Raw genomic sequence first — 20136 nt, 5'->3', positions numbered from 1 at the left:
GGTCAGAGTCCGGGCGTCGCGGTGCGGATCATCGGCAGGCCGAGCGACACGGCGCGCGGACCGGCGTCACCGGTCGGGGCCGGGACACCGCAGGAGTCGGCCTGCGCACGATCCCACGCGTCCCCGGCGCGCGTGCGGCGGATGCGCAGCGGCGCGCCGTCCGGGCTGTCGGCGAGGAGGTGGAACGGCGCGGCGTGCGTGACGACCGTCGTGACCACGTCGCCGGGACGCGGCGTCGGGGAACCCTCGGGCACCTCGAAGTGGACGAGGCGGTTGTCCTCGGCGCGGCCGGTCAGGCGGCGGGTCGCGGCATCCTTCTTCCCCTCACCCGTCGAGACGAGAACCTCGACGGTGCGCCCGAGCTGGGCCTGGTTCTCCTCGAGGGAAATGCGCTCCTGCAGGGCGACGAGGCGGTTGTACCGCTCCTGGACGACCTCCTTGGGGACCTGATCGGGCATCGTCGCAGCGGGTGTCCCCTCGCGGATCGAGTACTGGAAGGTGAAGGCCCCCGCGAATCGCGCCTGCTCGACGACGCGCATGGTGTCCTCGAAGTCCTCGTCGGTCTCGCCCGGGAAGCCCACGATGATGTCGGTCGAGATCGCCGCGTGGGGCATCTTCTCGCGCACGCGGTCGAGGATGCCGAGGAACCGTTCGCTGCGGTACGACCGCCGCATCGCCTTGAGGATGCGGTCCGACCCGGACTGCAGCGGCATGTGCAGCTGCGGCATGACGGCAGGGGTCTCCGCCATCGCGTCGATGACGTCGTCGGTGAACGCAGCGGGGTGCGGGCTCGTGAAGCGCACGCGCTCGAGGCCCGGGATCTCGCCCGCCGCGCGCAGGAGCTTGCTGAACGCCTGGCGGTCGCCGAACTCGACGCCGTAGCTGTTGACGTTCTGGCCGAGGAGGGTGACCTCGATCGCGCCGTCGTCGACGAGCAGACGGATCTCGTTCAGGATGTCACCCGGGCGGCGATCCTTCTCCTTGCCGCGCAGGCTGGGGACGATGCAGAACGTGCAGGTGTTGTTGCACCCGACGGAGATCGAGACCCAGCCGCTGTGCGCCGAGTCGCGCTTGGTGGGGAGCGTCGACGGGAACACCTCGAGAGACTCGAGGATCTCGAGCTCCGCCTCGCCGTTGTGCCGCGCCCGCTCGAGGAGGCTCGGGAGCGAGCCCATGTTGTGGGTGCCGAAGACGACGTCGACCCAGGGTGCCTTCTGCTGGACGGCGTCCTTGTCCATCTGGGCCAGGCAGCCGCCGACGGCGATCTGCATGCCGTCGTGCTTGTCCTTGCGGCTCTTCAGGTGCCCGAGGGTGCCGTAGAGCTTGCCCGCGGCGTTGTCGCGGACGGCGCACGTGTTGATGACGACGACATCGGCCTCGACTCCCGCGTCAGCACGGACGTAGCCGGCCGACTCGAGGGAACCGGACAGACGCTCGGAGTCGTGGACGTTCATCTGACACCCGAAGGTCCGCACCTCGTAGGTGCGGGAGCGGCCGTCGGCGGTGACGGCTGCGTCCGACGGGGCGATGAGAGTGGGGGCAGCGGAAGGGCTGGTCATGATCAGGCCATTCTACGAGCCGCGTCGCCTCGGGACGCCCCGGGCGGTGTCAGCGCAGGAGGGAGCGGATGCGGGCCGCAGAGATGGCGCTGAAGGTGACGGCGACGGCGACGAGAACGGTGACGGCGAGCCACACGGGGACGACGCTCGAGCCGACGAAGAGATCGATCCCGTAGATCTCCTTGAGGTCCCTGATGGCGCCGGCGTCCCCGCCGGCGAGAGCGGCGATCGTCTCGTCGGTGAACGGCAGGCGCAGGAGCATGGCTCCTTGGGCGAACGGGAGGGCGTTGATGGTCGACGCGACGCCATCGGGGAGAGACCCGACCGGGATGTAGGAACCCGCGACGAATCCGAGGACGGTACCCACGACCGTCGAGAACGCGGAGTAGGCACCGGTCGTCTTCAGGAAGGAGGCCCCGAAGGCTCCGAGGGAGGTGAAGGCGACGCAGCAGAGCACCATCGCACCGATCGCCCGCAGGATTTCGAGAGGACCGAGCCACGCGCCGCGGACGAGTCCGAGTTCGAGCACGGTGAGGATGAGGATGATGCCCGACATGACGACCGCGACGGACACCGAGGACAGCAGGTAGCCGAGCACCAGCTGCGATCGCCGGATGGGGGCGACGAGGAAGTCGGCGAACCGGCCCGAGGCGCGATCGTCCACGAACACGGAGATCGCTCCGATCCCCGAGGTGACGGTCGTGAGCAGGACGATGCCCGACAGCATCCAACTGTCGACGAAGGCCTCGATGTCGGCGCGCGATGCGCGCGGGAGGGTGCGCTCGAGACCATCGACCTGCAGCCGGGAGAGGAAGAGCGTGTAGAGGAAGAAGAGGATGAGCCCGCTCAGCAACGAGAAGAAGACGTTCATCCGATCGCGGAAGAACAGGGTCAGATTGCGGCGCACGACGGCCGCGATGATGCTCATACGGCGTCCACGACCAGCTCACCGCGGCCGGTGAGGGCGAGGAAGACGTCGTCCATCCGACCGTGCCGGAACTCGAAGTCCAGAACGTCCTCGTCGTGCTGCGCCAGCAAGGTCCGTGCCGCCCGCGCGTCGGGCACCTCGATCGTGAGGATGTCGCCGTCGCGAGTCGCGGTCAGTCCGCCTCGGGTGGCGAGGGCGGACAGCGTGTCCGGATCTCGTGTGGTGACGGTGAGCACGCTGCGACTGTGGCGTGCGCGTAGTTCTGTGGGCGTCCCGCTCGCGACGACGCGGCCCGCGTCGATGATGGTGACCTGATCCGCCTCTTCGGTCTCGGCCATGTAGTGGGTCGTCAGGAAGACGGTGAGACCCCGCTCGGAGCGGAGCCGATCGATCGCCGCCCACACCGCCACACGACTCGCGGGGTCCAAGCCCGCGGTCGGCTCGTCGAGGAAGAGGATCGACGGCTCGTGCATGAGCGCACGGGCGATGTCCGCGCGGCGACGCTGTCCGCCCGACAGCCGGCCGTAGGGACGGTCGAGGAACTCGTCGAGTTCGACGAGGAGCGAGAGTTCGTCGAGTCTGGCAGCGAAGCGCCGACGGTCGATGTGGGAGAGCGTGGCTCGCAGGGCGAGGTTTTCGCGGACGGTCAGACCGTCATCGAGCAGTGACCGCTGGAACACGACGCCGATCCGCGACCGCACCCGTTCGCTCTCTGCCGACACGTCGTACCCCGCGACGCGGACCGTCCCGGCGTCCGCTCGGAGCAGCGTCGTGAGGCATCCGATCGTCGTGGACTTCCCGGCACCGTTCGCTCCCAGGAAGGCGAACAGCTGGCCGTCCGGCACCGCGAAGGAGACCCCGTCGACTGCGGTGACGGTCTTGTAGGACTTCACGAGACCGTCGACCTCGATCGCCATGCGCACACTCCTCCGGCCGCGCCGGGCGCGGGTAAGGCGAGTCTGTCAGATGGACGCAACCGTGGTCACGGTTCGAAGCGAACCCCATGCCGCGGGGGTGCGCTCGCCTCGTCGAGCGCACGACGCGCCACCGACAGGGCGACGGAGCCGTACCCGCGCCGGGCCAACTGACCGGCGAGGCGCCGGAGGGCCATATCGCGATCGAGCCCTTCGAGCCCCCGCGCCTTGGACCGTGCGAACTCGAGAGCCCTCTCGGCCTCATCGTCGGGAAGTTGATCGAGCGCCTCGTCGATCACGTCGCGAGGGATGCCGCGCTGCGACAGGCCCTGGGCGATCGCCATGCGACCCTGCGCCTTGCGGGACGTCGCTTTGTCGATCAGCTGCTCGGCGAGGGCGGCGTCGTCGAGGTACCCGAGCGAGACGAACCGATCGACGATGCCCTCGAGCTCGGCCTCGTCGAGATCGTGTTCGCGGAGCACCGACCGCGCCTCGCGAAGTGAGAGGGATCGCGTCCGGAGCTTGCGCAGCAGGATCCGCTCAGCCACGGCTGCGGGCGCATCCTCACCCGCCGGAGCCACGACGGGCACGGTGCCCGTCGCCGGGTGCGCGGCACGGGCCGCGGACCTCTCGGATGCCGCACGCTCGGCGATCCACGTCGCATGCCACGGCTGCGGATCATCGCCGTTTCCGGTGACATCGCCCGCGTCGGCCGGGGCCTCCGTCCGGCGTCCGAAGAGCGGGATGACGGGGGCGAGCGAGTCCCGCTCGCCCCCGTTCGAATCCGTCATGATCAGGCCGGGCGGCGAGCCGTCAGCTCGTCCGACACCGCGGCATCCTCGGCGACGGCCTTCGGCTGGCCGATGCCGAGCTTCTGCTTGATCTTGTTCTCGATCTCGGCAGCCACGTCGGTGTTCTTCAGCAGGAAGTTGCGCGAGTTCTCTTTGCCCTGGCCGAGCTGCTCACCCTCGTACGTGTACCAGGCACCCGACTTCTTCACGATGCCGTGCTCGACACCGAAGTCGATGAGGCTTCCCTCTCGCGAGATCCCGACGCCGTAGAGGATGTCGAACTCGGCCTGCTTGAAGGGCGGCGCCATCTTGTTCTTGACGACCTTCACGCGGGTGCGGTTACCGACCGCCTCGGACCCGTCCTTCAGGGTCTCGATACGGCGGATGTCCAGTCGCACCGAGGCGTAGAACTTGAGCGCCTTACCACCCGCGGTGGTCTCGGGCGACCCGAAGAACACGCCGATCTTCTCGCGGAGCTGGTTGATGAAGATCGCCGTAGTCTTCGTCTGGTTCAGGCCACCGGTGATCTTGCGGAGCGCCTGGGACATCAGGCGGGCCTGGAGACCGACATGGGAGTCACCCATCTCACCCTTGATCTCGGCCTCGGGGACGAGAGCGGCGACGGAGTCGATGACGACCAGGTCGATGGCACCGGAGCGGATCAGCATGTCGGCGATCTCGAGCGCCTGCTCACCGGTGTCGGGCTGCGAGACGAGGAGAGCATCGATGTCGACGCCCAGCTTCTCGGCGTAGCCGGGATCCAGCGCGTGCTCGGCGTCGATGAAGGCGGCGATACCGCCGGCCCGCTGCGTGTTCGCGATGGCGTGGAGCGTGAGGGTCGTCTTACCCGAGGACTCGGGACCGTAGATCTCGACGACGCGGCCGCGAGGGATTCCGCCTATACCCAGGGCGACGTCGAGGGCGATCGATCCGGTCGGGATGACCTCGACCGGCGCGCGCTCGTCGCTTCCGAGTCGCATGATCGACCCCTTGCCGAACTGGCGGTCGATCTGGGCGAGGGCCGATTCGAGGGCCTTCTCGCGGTCTGCAGGTGAGGGCATGTCGTACTCCTTGATACTCGCGGTTCCGTCGCCCGTAGGCTGTCGCGCTCCTCACCGACGGATCGGATGCTGCGACAGGGCGTGGGTGTCATCTGACGACATTCACGTTAGGAGGGGGCTCCGACATCGCTGCCGGATCCGGCCCTTACGTGAACGACGTCTCTACGACACCCGTTGTGCAGGAGACTACGCCGGCATCGAACGCATCTTCGATACGACACGCCGACTCACCGGCGTGGATCGAGCCTTCCGGCGCCGTAACGGCGGTCCACGGGGACGTCCGTCTCGGCGCACAGGGCATACCAGACATCACGCGGAGCGACACCTGCGGCCAAGGCCTCGCGGGCAGTCCGATTGTCGACGCCGGTCAGCACCAGGTCCGAGACGAGGGACGCGCCTCCCGATCCGAACTCGTCGGCGACGGCGCGATCGAATTCGCTGTGACGCATCGAGCGGTCAGCGCAGCGACAGCTCGGGGGCCGGGACCTCGTCGCCCAGGGAGGCGAGGTCGTCGGGAACGACGTCGGAGAGGGAATGCAGTCCCTCGAGCACCGAGATCCGCTCGCCGACCTCGCGCATGATCGCGGAGATCGGGACGTCGAGGGCCTCGGCCACGGCGGCGAGGATCTCGCTCGAGGCTTCCTTCTGACCGCGCTCGACCTCGCTGAGGTACCCGAGTGCGACGCTCGCCTTGCCGGAGACCTGTCGGAGGGTGTGACCCTTCTGCAGCCGGAAGTCGCGGAGGACGTCACCGATCTCTTGACGAACCAGGATCATGCGTGGGCCCTCCCTCAGCTGCGATCCACCGAATCCCTTGCGGGGGAACCACGGTACAACACGTTGGATGTCACCCTAGACCCCGCGTGCTGGGGAATGAGTGGGAATCACCGAGTCGTAACGCGCTCGGAACAAGGCCTATTCCCGGCTCAGAGCGCTTCCACCGCGAGGGCGATCGCACGGGCCGCTGCGGCCGTCCGGATCTCGTCCCGATCGCCCTCGAGCGCGAGGGACTCGACCCGCGAACCGAGCGGGGTCGAGACGGCGATGTGGACCGTGCCGACGGGCTGGCCGTCCGAGGAGACCGGTCCGGCGATCCCGGTCGTGGCGATCCCCACGTCGGCCGGCTCCCCCTCGCCGACGACACGACGGATGCCGTCCGCCATCTGACGGGCGACACGGGGGTGGACCGGACCGTGCGCCTCGAGGAGGGTCCCGTCCACGCCGAGCAGCCGCTCCTTCAGATCCGTGGCGTACGCGACGATCGCGCCGCGGAACACCGAGGACGCCCCCGGGACGGACACGACGGATGCCGCGACCAGACCCCCGGTCAGCGACTCGGCGACGCCCAGCGTCCAGCCCAGTTCCCCGAGCCGTTCGACCAGTCGCTCCGAGTCCGATCGAGGACCGCGGGACACCGCGGTCTCCTCGAGCTCCTCGGGCAGTTCGCTGACGGTGCGGCGCATCATGCTCGGCGCGACGTGCGGGAACGGATGGCCGTGACGACGTAGTCGAGACCACTCGCAACGGTCAGCAGGACGGCGATCGTCATCGTCACCGTATTGACGACGTGGATCCACTCCCCCACGACCGTCCACAAGGGCAGGAGGGCGAGGGAGAGGGCGACGGCCTGGGCGACGGTCTTGAGCTTGCCCATCCACGCAGCCGCCACGACGTGGTCCGTCGCGACCACGAGGCGATGGACGGTGATGCCCAGTTCGCGCACCAGCACCAGCACGACCACCCACGGCGGGAGTTCACCGAGGATCGAGAGGACCACGAACGCGGCGCCGGTGAGCACCTTGTCGGCGATGGGGTCGAGTAGCTTGCCCAGATCCGTGACGATCTCATATCGACGCGCGAGGTAGCCGTCGATCCCGTCGGTCGCGATCGCGACGATGAACAGGACGCCCGCCCACCAACGGAGCGCGCCGTCCGATCCGCCGTCGGCGAGCAGAAGCCAGACGAACACGGGTGCGCACAGGATGCGCACGATCGTGATGGCGTTGGGCAGCTGCCTCGGAATCGTCACGTCTTGAGCCTACCGAGCCCCGCAGCCGACGTCAGTCGCGGCCGGTGAGACCCCAGGCATCCTCATCGCCCTCGGACTCGACGACCTCGTAACCCTCGAACTGCTCCGTCACCGCGTCCGGCCCGTAAGGGTCGGTCGCGACGGCCGCAGCCGCAGGGGCGGCGGCGGGCGCGGCATCCTCCGGCGGCTCCTCGCCGCGCAGGCGCGCGAGGACGGCAGGGAGCTCGTCGGGCGTCACGAGGACGTCGCGGGCCTTCGATCCCTCGGAAGGGCCGACGATCTCGCGCGCCTCGAGGAGGTCCATGAGGCGTCCGGCCTTCGCGAAGCCGACGCGGAGCTTGCGCTGCAGCATCGAGGTCGAGCCGAACTGGGTCGTGATGATCTGCTCGGCGGCCGCCAGGAGGAGCTCGAGGTCGTCACCGATGTCGGCGTCGATCTCCTTCTTCTCGATGACCGCTTCGACGTCCTTGCGGTACTCGGGACGCGCCTGGTTCTTGACGTGGCCCACGACCTTCTCGATCTCCTTCTCGGCCACCCAGGCACCCTGCACGCGGACCGCCTTCGAGGCGCCCATCGGCAGGAAGAGACCGTCGCCCTGGCCGATCAGGCGATCGGCTCCGGGCTGATCGAGGATGACGCGCGAGTCGGTGACACTCGTCACCGCGAAGGCCAGACGCGAGGGCACGTTCGCCTTGATGAGACCGGTGACGACGTCGACCGAGGGACGCTGCGTCGCCAGGACGAGGTGGATGCCGGAGGCACGGGCGAGCTGCGTGATGCGGACGATCGAGTCCTCGACGTCGCGGGGCGCGACCATCATGAGGTCCGCGAGCTCGTCGACGACCACGAGGAGGTACGGGTAGGGCTTGAGGACGCGCTCACTGCCCGCGGGGAGCTGGATCTCGTTGGCGACGACCGCCCTGTTGAAGTCGTCGATGTGGCGGAAGCCGAACGACGCGAGGTCGTCGTACCGCATGTCCATCTCCTTCACGACCCACTGCAGCGCCTCGGCCGCCTTCTTGGGGTTCGTGATGATGGGCGTGATGAGGTGCGGCACCCCGGCGTACGACGTGAGCTCGACGCGCTTCGGGTCGATGAGGACCATGCGGACGTCCGACGGCTTCGCCCGCATCAGGAGGCTCGTGATCATGGAGTTCACGAAGCTCGACTTACCCGAGCCGGTGGAGCCGGCGACGAGCAGGTGGGGCATCTTCGCGAGGTTGGCGACGACGTACCCGCCGCCGACGTCCTTGCCGATGCCGATCGTCATGGGATGCGTCGCCTGCTGCGCGTTCGGCGAGCGGAGGACGTCGCCGAGGGTGACGATCTCGCGGTCGGTGTTCGGGATCTCGACGCCGATGGCACTCTTGCCGGGGATCGGCGCGAGGATGCGGACCTCGTTCGAGGCGACGGCGTAGGCGATGTTGTTCGTGAGCGCCGTGATGCGCTCGACCTTGACCCCCGAGCCGAGCGAGATCTCGTACTGCGTCACGGTCGGGCCGCGGGAGAACCCGGTCACCTTGGCGTCGATGGAGAACTGCTCGAAGACACCCATGATCGCGCGGACCATGGCGTCGTTGGCCTCGGAGCGCGCCTTGTGGGGCGTCCCCGCCGCGAGCGCGTCAGCGGAGGGCAGGCGGTAGTCGGCGGCATCCGGATCGACGGAGTCGAGGTTCGCGGCCACGAAATCGGGCAGCGGCGGAACCGGCGGCGCCTCGGGCACGGCGTCGCGCTTGCGGCCGGGCGTGCGGGGAGCGGCGGGCGCGATGATCTCGGTGACCGCGTCGGGCATGACCTCGGGGGTCGGCGTCGTGACGGGGTTGTCGAAGCTGCCGTCACCGCTCGCCTCGAGGAGGGCCGTGAGGTCGTCCGCTCCGAGGCCGCCGTCGGCGTCCTCCTCACGGCCGGACTTGTTGCGGCGCCACCAGGGCAGGGAATCGCTCTCGTCCTCGGGAGCGTCGAACGCGACCGTCGGGCCGGTCTGTCCCTTCGCCGGGGCGGCGTCGGGATCGGGCCGCTCGGCGTCGAACATCCAGGCGTAGAGGTCGCCCAGGCGACGCCCGATGCGGTTGGGCGGCGTCTTGGTCAGGATGAGCACGCTCAGCAGGGCGAGCAGGCCCATGACGATTCCGGCGCCCACCTCGGTCAGCACCGTCAGGGGCTCACCGATCGCCCAGCCGAACAGTCCACCCGCGGCGCTCAACGCCATCAGACCCTCGCTGGGCTTCGGCCGGTCGGCCACGACGTGGCAGAAACCGGCCACCGCCAGGATGAAAAGCCCGGCACCGATGCCGATGCGCCCGTTGTCGTGGACGGACGGCGGATGCCGGAACAGCCACCCGGCCAGAATCAGCAGGATGACGGGGAAGATGAAGGCCTCGCGGCCGATGAGCGCACCGACCGAGTAGGCGCTGATGTTCGTCCCGACCTCGGTACCGATGAGGAACCACTCCACGACGGCACCGGCGACGGCCATGAGCACCAGGAGGAACGGGAACCCGTCGCGGCGCTGATCCTTCTCGAGGGACTCGGATCCGAACGCCCGGAACATGCCGCCCGCGATGTGCGCGAGGCCCAGCCACGCGCGGACGACGATCGGCGGCCGATCGGCGTCATCGACGTAGTGGCGCGGTGCGGGTTCGGCCTTGCGGCGGGGGGCCGGATCGGCCTTCTTCGCGCGCGCCGAGGAGCCCGACGCGGACGCGCGGGGTTTGCTGGTCGGACTGCTACTCCTGGGCATACTCTCCACGGTAAGCCGCGGGACCGACATGTCCCAGGATTGACGCGACCCCGCGACCGTCGGGACTCAAGAGAGGCGGTTGATCATGGTGTCGCGCCCGAATCCGCTGCGGGTCACCGCGAACCCCTCCGAGCGATAGAGGACCTGCGCGAAGTTACCTCGCTCGACGGAGAGGCAGATGCGCGCGCGGCCCTCGGCTCGAGCCGCCTCGCACAGCCGGCGCAGCAGAGTGCGACCGACGCCGTGCGAGCGCCAGAGCGCCTTCACCCCGATGATGAGCTCGGGCACCCCGGTCCCCACGTAGCCGAATCCGGGGTCGGTCCGAGGGAGGGTGCGGTACCAGGCCGCGCCGATCAGTTCCGCCCCGGCGACGGCGACGAATCCGACGTCGCCCGGTCGCATCCATCCGGCGAGGTACCGACCGTGATCGGGATCGGCCAGGATCTCATGCCGCGGTCGCGGGGCGCCGGCTCGCCAGTTGGCGGCCTCGACGACCATGTCGCCGAGGAACACGCCGTCCGCCTGCGTGGCAGGACGAAGCGACCACGACTCGGGCATGCCCGAATGCTAGCGCCCGGGTCAGGCCTCGATCACCATCGGGACGATCATCGGACGGCGACGCAGCGACTGGTTCACCCAGCGGCCGATCGTACGACGGACGACCTGCTGCAGGGCGTGCGGGTCGCGGACGCCCGACTGGGCGGCTTCGGTCAGCGCCTGGGCGATCTTCGGCTTCACCGAATCGAACACGGCGTCGTCCTCCGCGAATCCGCGCGCGTGGATCTCGGGGCCCGTGACGATGCGGCCGGTCGCGGCATCCACCACCACGATGACGGAGATGAAGCCCTCCTCACCGAGGATGCGGCGGTCCTTGAGGTCGGCATCCGTGATCTCGCCGACCGATGATCCGTCGACGTAGACGAAGCCCAGGTCGAGCTGACCGACGACCGTCGCGACGCCGTCCTTGAGGTCGATGACCGTGCCGTTCTCGGCGATGATCGTGTTCGCCGCGGGGACGCCGCTGTCCTGGGCGAGCTTCGCGTTCGCCATCAGGTGCCGGTACTCGCCGTGGACGGGGAGCACGTTCTTCGGCTTCAGGATGTTGTAGCAGTAGAGCAGCTCGCCCGCGGCGGCGTGGCCCGAGACGTGGACCTTCGCATTCGCCTTGTGGACGACGTTGGCGCCGAGCTTCGTCAGGCCGTCGATCACGCGGTACACCGCGTTCTCGTTGCCCGGGATGAGGCTCGACGCGAGGATGACGGTGTCGCCCTCCCCCGGCTCGATCGCGTGGTCGAGGTTGGCCATGCGGGACAGGACCGCCATGGGCTCTCCCTGCGACCCGGTGGACATGTAGACGATGCGGTCGTCGGGCAGGTCCTTGGCCTTCTTGTAGTCGATCAGCACACCGTCGGGCACGTGCAGATACCCCAGCTGCTCGGCGATCGTCATGTTCCGGACCATCGAGCGGCCGAGGAACGCGACGCGGCGACCGTGCGCGGCGGCCGCGTCGATGACCTGCTGGACGCGGTGGATGTGGCTCGAGAAGCTCGCGACGATGACGCGACGCGGCGCCTTGCCGATGACCTGGTCGAGCACCGGGCCGATCGCCCGCTCGAGCGGGGTGAACCCGGGCACGTCCGCGTTCGTCGAGTCGACGAGGAACATGTCGACGCCCTCTTCGCCGAGACGCGCGAAGGCGCGGAGGTCCGTGAGGCGGCCGTCGAGCGGCAGCTGATCCATCTTGAAGTCACCGGTTGCCAGCACGAGTCCGGCAGGGGTGCGGATGCCGACGGCGAGCGCATCGGGGATGGAGTGGTTCACCGCGACGAACTCGAGGTCGAACGGTCCGACCTGCTCGCGCTGCCCCTCCTTCACCGTCAGCGTGTAGGGCTTGATCCGGTGTTCCTTGAGCTTCGCCTCGACGAGCGCGAGGGTCAGCTGCGAACCGATGAGGGGGATGTCGCCCTTGCGCTTGAGCAGGTACGGGACCGCACCGATGTGGTCCTCGTGGCCGTGCGTGAGGACGACGCCGACGATGTCGTCGAGGCGTCCGCGGATCGCCTCGAAGTCCGGGAGGATCAGGTCGACGCCGGGCTGGTGCTCCTCGGGGAAGAGCACGCCGCAGTCGACGATCAGCAGCTTGCCGTCGAACTCGAAGACGGTCATGTTGCGACCGATCTCACCGAGTCCGCCGACGGGGGTCACCCGGAGCGTTCCGGGAGCGAGCTTGGCGGGGGCGGAGACGGTATTTGTCATCGAGTGGTTCCATGCACCTTCGGAAGGGCGCCGCCGGCAGCGGCATTGCGATCAGGTCGGAAGTTGGAGAAGTCGGCGCCCTCGATGTCCTTCACGAGGTCGAGCTCGTCCTCGATGAGGGCGGCCTCCCACTCTTCGGGTCCTACGAGCGGCAAGCGCACGCGCGGACTCGAGATGCGGCCGAGGCCGTGAAGGATGTACTTGGCGCTGACCGTCCCCGGGACGTGCGTCATGACGGCACGGACGAGCGGTTCGAGCTTCTGGTGGGCGGCGGTCGCCGTCGTGAGGTCTCCCCGGTTGACGGCATCCACGATGGCCCGGTACGGAGCCGACGTGATGTTCGCCGTGACACCGATGAGACCGGCGGCCCCGATCGACAGGTGCGGGAGGACGTTCGCGTCGTCGCCGGAGAAGTAGAGCAGGTCCGTCTGGTTGAGGACCCGGCTGACCTCGCTGAAGTCGCCCTTGGCGTCCTTCACCGCGAGGATGTTCGGGTGCTTGGCGAGGCGGAGGATCGTCTCGTACTTGATGGGCACGCCGGTGCGACCGGGGATGTCGTAGAGGATCACCGGCAGGTCGGTGGCGTCCGCGACGAGTCGGAAGTGGGTCAGGATGCCGGCCTGGGTCGGCTTGTTGTAGTACGGCGTGACGATCATGATGCCGTCCGCGCCGGCCTTCTCGCTCGCCTTGTAGAGCTCGATCGCGTGCGCGGTCTCGTTGGAACCGCCGCCCGTGATGATCTTCGCGCGGCCGGAGGAGACGGACTTGCCCACCTCGACGAGCTTGAGCTTCTCGGCATCCGTCAGCGTGCTGGTCTCACCGGTCGTGCCGGTCACGACGATGCCGTCGGCACCGCCGGTGATGACGTCGTCGATGTGCTTCTCTACGGCCGGCCAATCGACCTCGCCGTCGGCCGTCATCGGAGTGACGAGCGCGACGAGCACCTGACCGAACGGATTGGCGGAGTGCGTCATGGTTCCCAGGGTACCGGTCGGGGTCCGTCGGCCGCGTCGTGGGTTCGTTGGGGGTGGGTGGCGGGGCGGTCGCGGGGCGACCGGTATCGCAGAGGCGAGTCGCGCGGCGGAGCGGTCTTCCGCGTCAGCGGCCGCGGGAGGCGGCGGCGACCACGAGGCGATCGGGCAGCAGCCGTGACACGGCGACGAGCACCTTGTACCGGAGTGACGGGATGCTGACGGCCCGGCCGCGCGCGGCATCCTTCAGCGACGCGCGCACCACCTGCGGGGCGGTCAGCCACATCCAGCCGGCGACCCCCTCCTCCCCCGGCGGCAAGCCGAGTCGCTCGTGGAAGTTCGTGTGGACGTAGCCGGGACAGACCGTCGTGACGGTCACTCCCCTCGCGGCGTAGACCGCGTTCGCCCACCGGCTGAAGCTGACGACCCAGGCCTTCGCCGCGCCGTAGGTGCCACGCGGGACGAGGGCGGCGACCGAGGCGATGTTCAGGATGCGGCCGCGTCCTCGCGCGAGCATGCCCGGCAGGGCGGCCCGTGTCAGCCTCATCGTGACCTCGACGTGCAGTTCGAGGTGCCGGGCCTCGTCTTCGATGTCGCCCGAGGCGAACCCGAGCGAGAGCCCGTACCCAGCGCTGTTGACGAGAAGATCGACGCCCTGCTCGAGTCGCTCCTCGACGAGCCGTCGCTGAGCGGGGTCCAGCAGGTCCGCGACGAGGATCTCGGCACGTCCACCGCGGCCTTCGATCTCGTCGGCCAGGACCTGCAGGGCGCCGCGGTCCCGGGCGACGAGGACGACGTCGGCGCCGCGCGCCGCCAGCTGGCGGGCGTACTCCGCTCCGATACCGGAGCTCGCTCCCGTGACGAGTGCAGTGCGGGTCATGCGCGTCAGCCTAGGACGCGCCGGAGGTCAGGGGGCGACGCGACCGTTCGCGTTGAAGGCGGCGTACGTGAGCGGCATGAGTTCGCGCCACACGTTCTCCATCTTCTCGGCGCACATCTCGATCTCGCGCTGCGGGAACGACGGGAAGTGCGTACCCTCGCGCATCGTGCGCAGCGACAGGAAGTTCATGAGCGACCGGGCGTTCACCGTGACGTACATCGACGACATGATGTTGAGCGGCAGGACGATGCGGGCGACTTCACGCGCGACGCCGGCATCCAGCATCCGCTGGTAGCTCTCGAAGGCGGCGATGGATGCCTCGCGCGTCTCGCGGGCAACGAGCTCGACCTGCTCCTCGGAACCGGGGAGGAACTGGTACGCGCCGGGCTTGCCGACCTGGACGAGGTTCCGCTCGGGCGCGGGGACGTAGAACACGGGACGGAGCTCGCGGTAGCGGCCCGACTCCTCGTTGTAGGACGCCATCCGGTGCCGCATGAACTCGCGGAAGACGAAGATCGGCGCCTGCACGTAGAAGGTCATCGAGTTGTGCTCGAACGGCGAACCGTGGCGGTCGCGCATCAGGTAGTTGATGAGGCCGCGGTCGCGGGCGGTCGCCTCGGAGCCGTCGGCGGCCGAAGCGAGGGTCTGCTCGCCCTGCGTCGACACGCGCGCCGCGAACAGCACGTCACTGTCCGCTGCCGACGAGCGCACCAGCTCGACCGTGACATCGCTGCGGAACTCGATCTCGGGGCTCTCGGGGCGCTCACTCACGGCTCACACACTACCCGCCGGGGCCGTCACGAACGACGCGGGGCGAACCGCACCACAGCGCGCAGGACTACTGTGGAGCGGTCATGGAACTCCTCCCCGCCATCCTCGTGCTGACCGCGCTCCTCGTGGTCACCGTCGGCATCGGTCTGACCCTGCGGTGGCGGCAGAACCGGCCCCGTCCCTTCGACCCGCGCGAGATCGTCGAACCGACCCGTCTCGGGGCCGAACGACTCGGCGAGACGGCGACACTGCTGCAGTTCAGCACCGAGATGTGCAGCCGGTGCCCCGGCGTCCACCGCACTCTCCGCGAGATCGCCGACGACCGCGACGGCGTCCTGCACCTGAACGTCGACCTCACGCACCGCGTCGACATCGCCCAGCACTTCCGCGTCCTGCAGACGCCCACGACACTGATCCTCGACAAGGACGGCATGGTGCGCTCCCGCTTCGGCGGTGTCCCGGGCCGCCAGGTCGTCGAGATGGAGCTCGACCGCGTGACGGCGGGAGCCGACCGTGGCTGAGGTGCGAGGGATCGACCCGCGCGGCCCGCGCTTCGCGGCATCCGTCACCGCAGTGTTGCTCCTGGTCGCGACGCTGCTGGCTCTCGTGGGCATCTCTACCCAGGGCTCCGCATCGTTCGGTTGGTTCGCCTACCAGCCCGTCGGGGACTTCGCCTTCGTCGCGGGGAGGGCCTGGGCGATCGAGATGGCTCCGGTCGGAGCCCGCGTCGCAGACCCCGGCTTCCTCGCCGTCCTCGTCATCGCGCTCCTGTTCCTCTGGGGCGTCGTCTCGCCGCGAACCGCACCGTGGGGCGTGCTGTACCGCCGGGTGATCCAGCCGCGCCTCGCTCCCCCGACCGACCTCGAGGATCCCCGCCCGCCCCGCTTCGCGCAGGGCGTCGGTCTATTCGTGACGACCCTGGGCCTCGCCCTGCACGTGCTCGGCGTCCCGCTCGCCCTCCCCATCGCGGCGGCGCTCGCCTTCATGGCTGCGTTCCTGAACGCGGCGTTCGGCCTGTGCCTCGGATGCCAGTTGTGGCTCCTCCTGCAGCGCGTCGGTCTCGTCGGCCGCACCGCCTGACGGTCGGCTCGCTCCGCGTCAAGTCATATCCCGCTCTGAATCGCGAGGCATATGCTCGGCAGCGATCGGTCACGACCACGACAGAGGAGACACCATGAGCGTCACGAGCGAAGCCACCACCAGCTGGAAGGGCACCCTGTTCGAAGGGTCGGGCGAGGTCGCCCTGGAGAGCTCCAACCAGGGACCGCTTCCCGTGAACTGGAAGGCGCGCAGCGAGGGATCGACCTCGGTGACGACCCCCGAGGAACTGATCGCCGCGGCCCATTCGTCGTGCTTCAGCATGGCCCTCTCGAATGCCCTTGCCGAGAACGGCACCCCTCCCGAGAGCGTCGAGACGACGGCATCCGTCACCTTCATCCCCGGGACCGGCATCACCGGCTCGCACCTGAACGTCAGCGCCACCGTCCCCGGCCTGTCGGCGGAGGACTTCGACCGCATCGCGAACGAGGCGAAGACGGGATGCCCCGTCTCGGCCGCTCTGTCGGGCATCGAGATCACGCTCGAGGCGACGCTTGCCTGAGCGCCGCGTCGTCGTCTCGGGCGCGTCCGGCCTGATCGGACGCGCCCTCATCGACTCCCTCGTCGCCGACGGCTACACCGTCACGCGGCTCGTCCGGCGCCCCGCGCAGGGACCGGATGAGGTGACCTGGGCGCCCGGCGAGAAGCCGCTCGATCCCGCCGTGCTCGCCGGTGCGGAGGCCGTCGTCAACTTCAACGGGGCGACCATCGGACGCTTCCCGTGGACGGCCTCGTACAAGAAGCAGCTGGTCTGGTCGCGTCTGCGCCCGACGCAGACGCTCGCCCGGGCACTCCGGGAGCTCGGAGACGACGCGCCGCTGTTCGTCAGCTCATCGGCGTCGGGGTACTACCCGCCCGACGGCCATGGGCGCACGTTCGACGAGTCCGGCCCGCGGGGCGACGCGTTCCTGTCCGAACTCTGCGGCGAGTGGGAGGCGGCCGCCGTCGCGTCGGGTGCGCGCACCGCGCTCCTGCGCACCGCTCCGGTCGTGCACCGCGAGGGTGTGCTGAAGCCGCTCATGATGCTCACCAAGCTCGGGTTGTCGGGGCCGCTCGGCCGCGGGACCCAGGTGTGGCCGTGGATCTCGCTCGATGACGAGATCCGCGGCATCCGTCACGTCGTGGACCACGGCATCACGGGACCCGTGAACTTGACCGGGCCCGAGCGTGCCACGGCGAACGACCTCGGGTTCGCGCTCGCCCGTCGCCTGAACCGGCCCTACCTGCTGCGCGCCCCCCTGTGGGCGATCCGGCTCGTCCTGGGCAAGGACGCCGTCGACGCGCTGCTGGCGACGGACTCGCACGTCGTGCCTGCGGTCCTCCTCGAATCAGGGTTCGAGTTCCACCACCCGACCGTCGAGGACGCCGTGGCCGCGGCCGTCTGAGGCCGCACGGCGCTTCGTCAGCGGCGGCGCTCGGCGCGCTCGTGCGAGATCGCGGTACGGATCGCGCCGCGGGCGCGCCGACGGTCGCCGGCTCCGTCGTAGAGGAGCCCGAGCCGGTACCAGGCACGCCAGTCAGCCGGGTCGGCCTCGACGGCGTCGCGGTAGGCGGGGAAGAGGGCGTCGACCTCGGCCTGGACGGGCCTGCCGCTGGGGCGGAGCGTGAGCTCCTCCGCGGGCAGGGCGCCCTCGGCTTCGAGTCGCCGCCCCAGGCGCTCCGCTCCGGCACCGAAACTCAGCTCTCGCCACAGGGCCCAGATGGCGACGACGGGCAGCAGCACGAGGGCGACACCCATGGCGATGCCGACCGGATCACCGCTGGCCACGAGCAGCACCGCGCGCTGACCGACCAGGTAGATGTAGAGCGCGAGGGTGACGGCGACGATCGCGACGCCGATCCGGGTCCTCATCGGGCGGTCGCCGCTGCGGCCTGGTCGGAGGCGTCGCCGTCGGCGACGGGCGCGGTGCGGGCGGGCTGCGGCATCCGGATGCCGATGTCGATCATCGAGTCGAGCCCCACGACGACGCCGGACGCGTCCCGCGCCGCCGCGAGGGCGACACGGATGCCGGGGGCATAGGCCGCGGCGGGGTCGATCGTGTCGTGGACGATCATGAGGGACTCCCCCGGTCCCGACAGAATCGTCTCCTGCCGAGCGACGACCCCCGGACGGCGCAGGGAGTGCACGGGGACGCTCGCGATCTGCTGGCCGCGGGCGCGCTGGTCGACGTGCGGCGCCTCGACGGGGCCGGCCTCGGAGCGGGCGGCCGCGATCAGCTCCGCGGTGCGGACGGCGGTGCCGCTCGGGGAGTCCACCTTCGTCTCACGGTGGGTCTCGACGATCTCGATCGAGGGGAAGAACGGGGCGGATGCCGCGGCGAGAGCCGACCCGATGACGGAACCGAGCGAGAAGTTGGGGATGAAGACCGCGCCGGTGCCCGCGGCATCCACCAGGGGACGAACGAGGGCGATGCGCTCGGCCGACCAGCCGGAGGTCCCGACGAGGACGTTCTTGCCCCGCTCGATCGCGGCGCGGACGACGTCGATCGACACGGCGGGGGTCGACGCGTCGACGACGAGGTCGGCGGCGTCCAACTCGGCCAGGTCACTGGCGGAGCCGAGCACGGCGACCGTATCGAAACCCTCCGTCGCCGCGATGACCCCGGCGATGATGCTGCCGAGCTTGCCGGTCCCGCCCACCAGGGCCACGCGCGTCGTCATGCGTCCAGCCTAGGCGGGGAGGACGGCGGCGACCGTGTCCCACGCGAGCTTCACGACCAGCAGACCCAGGACGACGAGGAAGACGATCCTGACGAATCCGTTGCCGCCGCGGGTCGCCATCCTCGCACCGATGAACCCGCCCGTGATGTTCGCGCACGCCATGACGAGACCGAGCACCAGGATGATCTCGCCGTGGACTCCGTAGACGATCAGCGCGGCGAGGTTCGTCGTGAGGTTCGCGATCTTCGCGTTGACACTCGCCTGCAGGAAGCCGAAGCCGAGTACCCCGACGAGGAGGATCACGAAGAACGAGCCGGTTCCGGGTCCCAGGATGCCGTCGTAGAACCCCACGCCGAGTCCGATGACTCCCGAGCGCCAGACGATCGCACGACGCTCGGCATGCCGAGGCTCGTGATGCAGGCCCATCCGGGGACGCAGGAGCGTGTAGACGCCCACCGCCACGACGGCGACGAGGACGACCGGGGTCAGAACCTCGCGCGGGACGTACCTCGACAGCGCGGCGCCGACGGCAGACCCCGCGAAGGCGCCGACGACGAGCGGGATCAGGAGGACGAGGTGGACCTTCACCCGCCGCAGATAGACCCAGCTGGCCGACAGCGTCCCGAAGAACGAGCTCAGCTTGTTCGTTCCGAGGATGAAGGGGGTCGCGACGTCCTTCGGTACGCCGATGACCAGCGCCGGCAACTGGATGAGGCCGCCGCCGCCCACGACGGCGTCGACCCAGCCGGCGACTCCGGCAGCGACCACGAGGAACAGTAGCGCGCTCGCGGAGACGGGGAGCCAGTCGGCGAGCAGAGGACCGGTCAGCACCTCACACCGAGAGGATGTCGGGAAGGCCCGTCCGCAGCTCCACGGGGAGGTGTGCCAGGTCGTTGTGGGACACGAGCGACCAGGGGCGCCCCGGCCGCTGCGCGAGAACGGTCAAGCCGCAGTGGGCCTGGTTGATCGTCAGCCAGCGCCACTCGGGCGCCTGCAGGACCTCGCGGACGAACCAGGCGATCACGAAGTTGTGGGTGATGAGCAACTCGTGCGCATGGGGACGGTGCGCGAGGAACTCCGCCCCGGCATCCGCCATCTGCGCGGATCCCGCGTCGGCCTCGGCCTCGGTGACGCCGCCGAAGAACGGCTCGTAGACGTGCGGGGTGTCGGGCGTCATGCCGCTCGGCACGCAGTCGAAGAGGAGTGCCGTGGGCTCGGGGTCGACGGCCGGCAGCCGCTCGGCGACCGCTCGCGCGGTCTCGGCGGCGCGCAGCAACGGCGAGTGCCAGACGGCCGTGAGCGGGACCCCCGAGAGGCGGTCGGCGAGGAGCTCCGCTTGACGACGTCCTCGCGGGGACAGCGGTCCGTCAGCGAGGCCGTGTTCGGCGTCGAGGTGTTCGCCGTGCCGCACCAGATACAGATAGTGCGTCACGTGATTGCTCGCTTCGTCGGGGTGCACCGCGGGCTCCCCGGGCTC

The 20136-nt window shown here is 69.5% G+C and carries 23 protein-coding genes; 4 read left to right on the top strand and 19 right to left on the bottom strand.

The genetic code is table 11. The features are described from left to right. Nucleotides 1–2: 2 nt before the first annotated feature. The 15 genes from miaB to thyX all read right to left on the bottom strand — a co-directional run bounded on the left by miaB (nucleotide 3) and on the right by thyX (nucleotide 14900). Nucleotides 3–1559 carry a tRNA (N6-isopentenyl adenosine(37)-C2)-methylthiotransferase MiaB gene (gene miaB, locus H286_RS0111775; protein ID WP_020098301.1) on the bottom strand — a complete coding sequence of 519 codons (1557 nt, stop codon included), beginning with the start codon at nucleotides 1557–1559 and terminating at the stop codon, nucleotides 3–5. A 49-nt stretch (nucleotides 1560–1608) separates the two neighbouring features. Continuing rightward, nucleotides 1609–2487 carry an ABC transporter permease gene (locus H286_RS0111770; RefSeq protein WP_020098300.1) on the bottom strand — a complete coding sequence of 293 codons (879 nt, stop codon included), beginning with the start codon at nucleotides 2485–2487 and terminating at the stop codon, nucleotides 1609–1611. Beyond that, nucleotides 2484–3404, bottom strand: coding sequence for an ABC transporter ATP-binding protein (locus H286_RS0111765; protein ID WP_020098299.1), 921 nt, complete (start codon nucleotides 3402–3404; stop codon nucleotides 2484–2486). Before H286_RS0111765 ends, H286_RS0111770 begins: the two co-directional genes overlap by 4 nt. A gap of 65 nt (nucleotides 3405–3469) precedes the next feature. Then, nucleotides 3470–4192, bottom strand: coding sequence for a regulatory protein RecX (locus H286_RS0111760; protein WP_020098298.1), 723 nt, complete (start codon nucleotides 4190–4192; stop codon nucleotides 3470–3472). A 2-nt stretch (nucleotides 4193–4194) separates the two neighbouring features. Beyond that, nucleotides 4195–5253, bottom strand: a complete 1059-nt coding sequence (gene recA, locus H286_RS0111755; RefSeq protein WP_018187207.1) for a recombinase RecA — start codon at nucleotides 5251–5253, stop codon at nucleotides 4195–4197. A gap of 227 nt (nucleotides 5254–5480) precedes the next feature. Beyond that, entirely contained in the window at nucleotides 5481–5702 is a 222-nt protein-coding gene (locus H286_RS0111750) for a DUF3046 domain-containing protein (protein WP_018187206.1), read from the bottom strand. A 7-nt stretch (nucleotides 5703–5709) separates the two neighbouring features. Further along, nucleotides 5710–6030: a helix-turn-helix domain-containing protein gene (locus H286_RS0111745; protein ID WP_018187205.1), complete on the bottom strand. Its 321-nt coding sequence runs from the start codon at nucleotides 6028–6030 to the stop codon at nucleotides 5710–5712. A 149-nt stretch (nucleotides 6031–6179) separates the two neighbouring features. Further along, entirely contained in the window at nucleotides 6180–6716 is a 537-nt protein-coding gene (locus tag H286_RS0111740; RefSeq protein ID WP_018187204.1) for a CinA family protein, read from the bottom strand. Continuing rightward, nucleotides 6716–7282: a CDP-diacylglycerol--glycerol-3-phosphate 3-phosphatidyltransferase gene (gene pgsA, locus H286_RS0111735; RefSeq protein ID WP_018187203.1), complete on the bottom strand. Its 567-nt coding sequence runs from the start codon at nucleotides 7280–7282 to the stop codon at nucleotides 6716–6718. The genes H286_RS0111740 and pgsA overlap by 1 nt, the downstream gene beginning before the upstream one ends. Before the next feature lie 31 nt (nucleotides 7283–7313). Then, nucleotides 7314–10022: a DNA translocase FtsK gene (locus H286_RS0111730; protein ID WP_020098297.1), complete on the bottom strand. Its 2709-nt coding sequence runs from the start codon at nucleotides 10020–10022 to the stop codon at nucleotides 7314–7316. 66 nt (nucleotides 10023–10088) lie between these two features. Further along, nucleotides 10089–10580, bottom strand: coding sequence for a GNAT family N-acetyltransferase (locus tag H286_RS0111725; protein WP_020098296.1), 492 nt, complete (start codon nucleotides 10578–10580; stop codon nucleotides 10089–10091). A gap of 21 nt (nucleotides 10581–10601) precedes the next feature. Further along, a complete protein-coding gene (locus H286_RS0111720; protein ID WP_028497502.1) occupies nucleotides 10602–12278 on the bottom strand; it encodes a ribonuclease J in 1677 nt (558 codons plus the stop codon). Then, the gene (gene dapA, locus H286_RS0111715; protein ID WP_018187199.1) at nucleotides 12275–13252 is read right to left on the bottom strand and encodes a 4-hydroxy-tetrahydrodipicolinate synthase; all 978 of its coding nucleotides are present in this window, start codon (nucleotides 13250–13252) and stop codon (nucleotides 12275–12277) included. Before dapA ends, H286_RS0111720 begins: the two co-directional genes overlap by 4 nt. A gap of 124 nt (nucleotides 13253–13376) precedes the next feature. Beyond that, nucleotides 13377–14129: an SDR family NAD(P)-dependent oxidoreductase gene (locus H286_RS0111710; RefSeq protein ID WP_020098294.1), complete on the bottom strand. Its 753-nt coding sequence runs from the start codon at nucleotides 14127–14129 to the stop codon at nucleotides 13377–13379. 27 nt (nucleotides 14130–14156) lie between these two features. Next, the gene (gene thyX / locus H286_RS0111705) at nucleotides 14157–14900 is read right to left on the bottom strand and encodes an FAD-dependent thymidylate synthase (RefSeq protein ID WP_020098293.1); all 744 of its coding nucleotides are present in this window, start codon (nucleotides 14898–14900) and stop codon (nucleotides 14157–14159) included. 83 nt (nucleotides 14901–14983) lie between these two features. On the opposite strand from thyX, the gene H286_RS0111700 reads away from it, so the two are divergent. The 4 genes from H286_RS0111700 (at nucleotide 14984) to H286_RS0111685 (ending at nucleotide 17383) form a co-directional block, all read left to right on the top strand. Continuing rightward, a complete protein-coding gene (locus H286_RS0111700; RefSeq protein ID WP_020098292.1) occupies nucleotides 14984–15421 on the top strand; it encodes a TlpA family protein disulfide reductase in 438 nt (145 codons plus the stop codon). Then, nucleotides 15414–15980, top strand: a complete 567-nt coding sequence (locus tag H286_RS0111695) for a DUF4395 domain-containing protein (RefSeq protein WP_020098291.1) — start codon at nucleotides 15414–15416, stop codon at nucleotides 15978–15980. Before H286_RS0111700 ends, H286_RS0111695 begins: the two co-directional genes overlap by 8 nt. A 94-nt stretch (nucleotides 15981–16074) precedes the next feature. Further along, nucleotides 16075–16500, top strand: a complete 426-nt coding sequence (locus H286_RS0111690) for an OsmC family peroxiredoxin (protein ID WP_018187194.1) — start codon at nucleotides 16075–16077, stop codon at nucleotides 16498–16500. Next, complete coding sequence (locus tag H286_RS0111685) at nucleotides 16493–17383, top strand: TIGR01777 family oxidoreductase (RefSeq protein WP_020098290.1); 891 nt, start codon at nucleotides 16493–16495, stop codon at nucleotides 17381–17383. The genes H286_RS0111690 and H286_RS0111685 overlap by 8 nt, the downstream gene beginning before the upstream one ends. Before the next feature lie 17 nt (nucleotides 17384–17400). On the opposite strand, the gene H286_RS0111680 is transcribed toward H286_RS0111685, so the two are convergent. The 4 genes from H286_RS0111680 to H286_RS0111665 are packed head-to-tail and all read right to left on the bottom strand — an operon-like array spanning nucleotide 17401 to nucleotide 20091. Beyond that, entirely contained in the window at nucleotides 17401–17850 is a 450-nt protein-coding gene (locus tag H286_RS0111680) for a tetratricopeptide repeat protein (protein WP_018187192.1), read from the bottom strand. Beyond that, a complete protein-coding gene (gene dapB / locus H286_RS0111675; RefSeq protein WP_020098289.1) occupies nucleotides 17847–18659 on the bottom strand; it encodes a 4-hydroxy-tetrahydrodipicolinate reductase in 813 nt (270 codons plus the stop codon). Before dapB ends, H286_RS0111680 begins: the two co-directional genes overlap by 4 nt. Nucleotides 18660–18668: 9 nt before the next feature. Beyond that, a complete protein-coding gene (locus tag H286_RS0111670) occupies nucleotides 18669–19490 on the bottom strand; it encodes a sulfite exporter TauE/SafE family protein (protein WP_020098288.1) in 822 nt (273 codons plus the stop codon). 1 nt (nucleotide 19491) lies between these two features. Further along, nucleotides 19492–20091, bottom strand: a complete 600-nt coding sequence (locus tag H286_RS0111665; protein WP_026302894.1) for a histidine phosphatase family protein — start codon at nucleotides 20089–20091, stop codon at nucleotides 19492–19494. Nucleotides 20092–20136 lie beyond the last annotated feature (45 nt).

It is taken from the genome of Microbacterium sp. 11MF (assembly GCF_000383475.1).
Lineage (GTDB): Bacteria > Actinomycetota > Actinomycetes > Actinomycetales > Microbacteriaceae > Microbacterium > Microbacterium aquilitoris.
The sequence above is the reverse complement of the archived record's forward strand: the minus strand, read 5'-3'. Positions and strand labels throughout refer to the sequence as shown.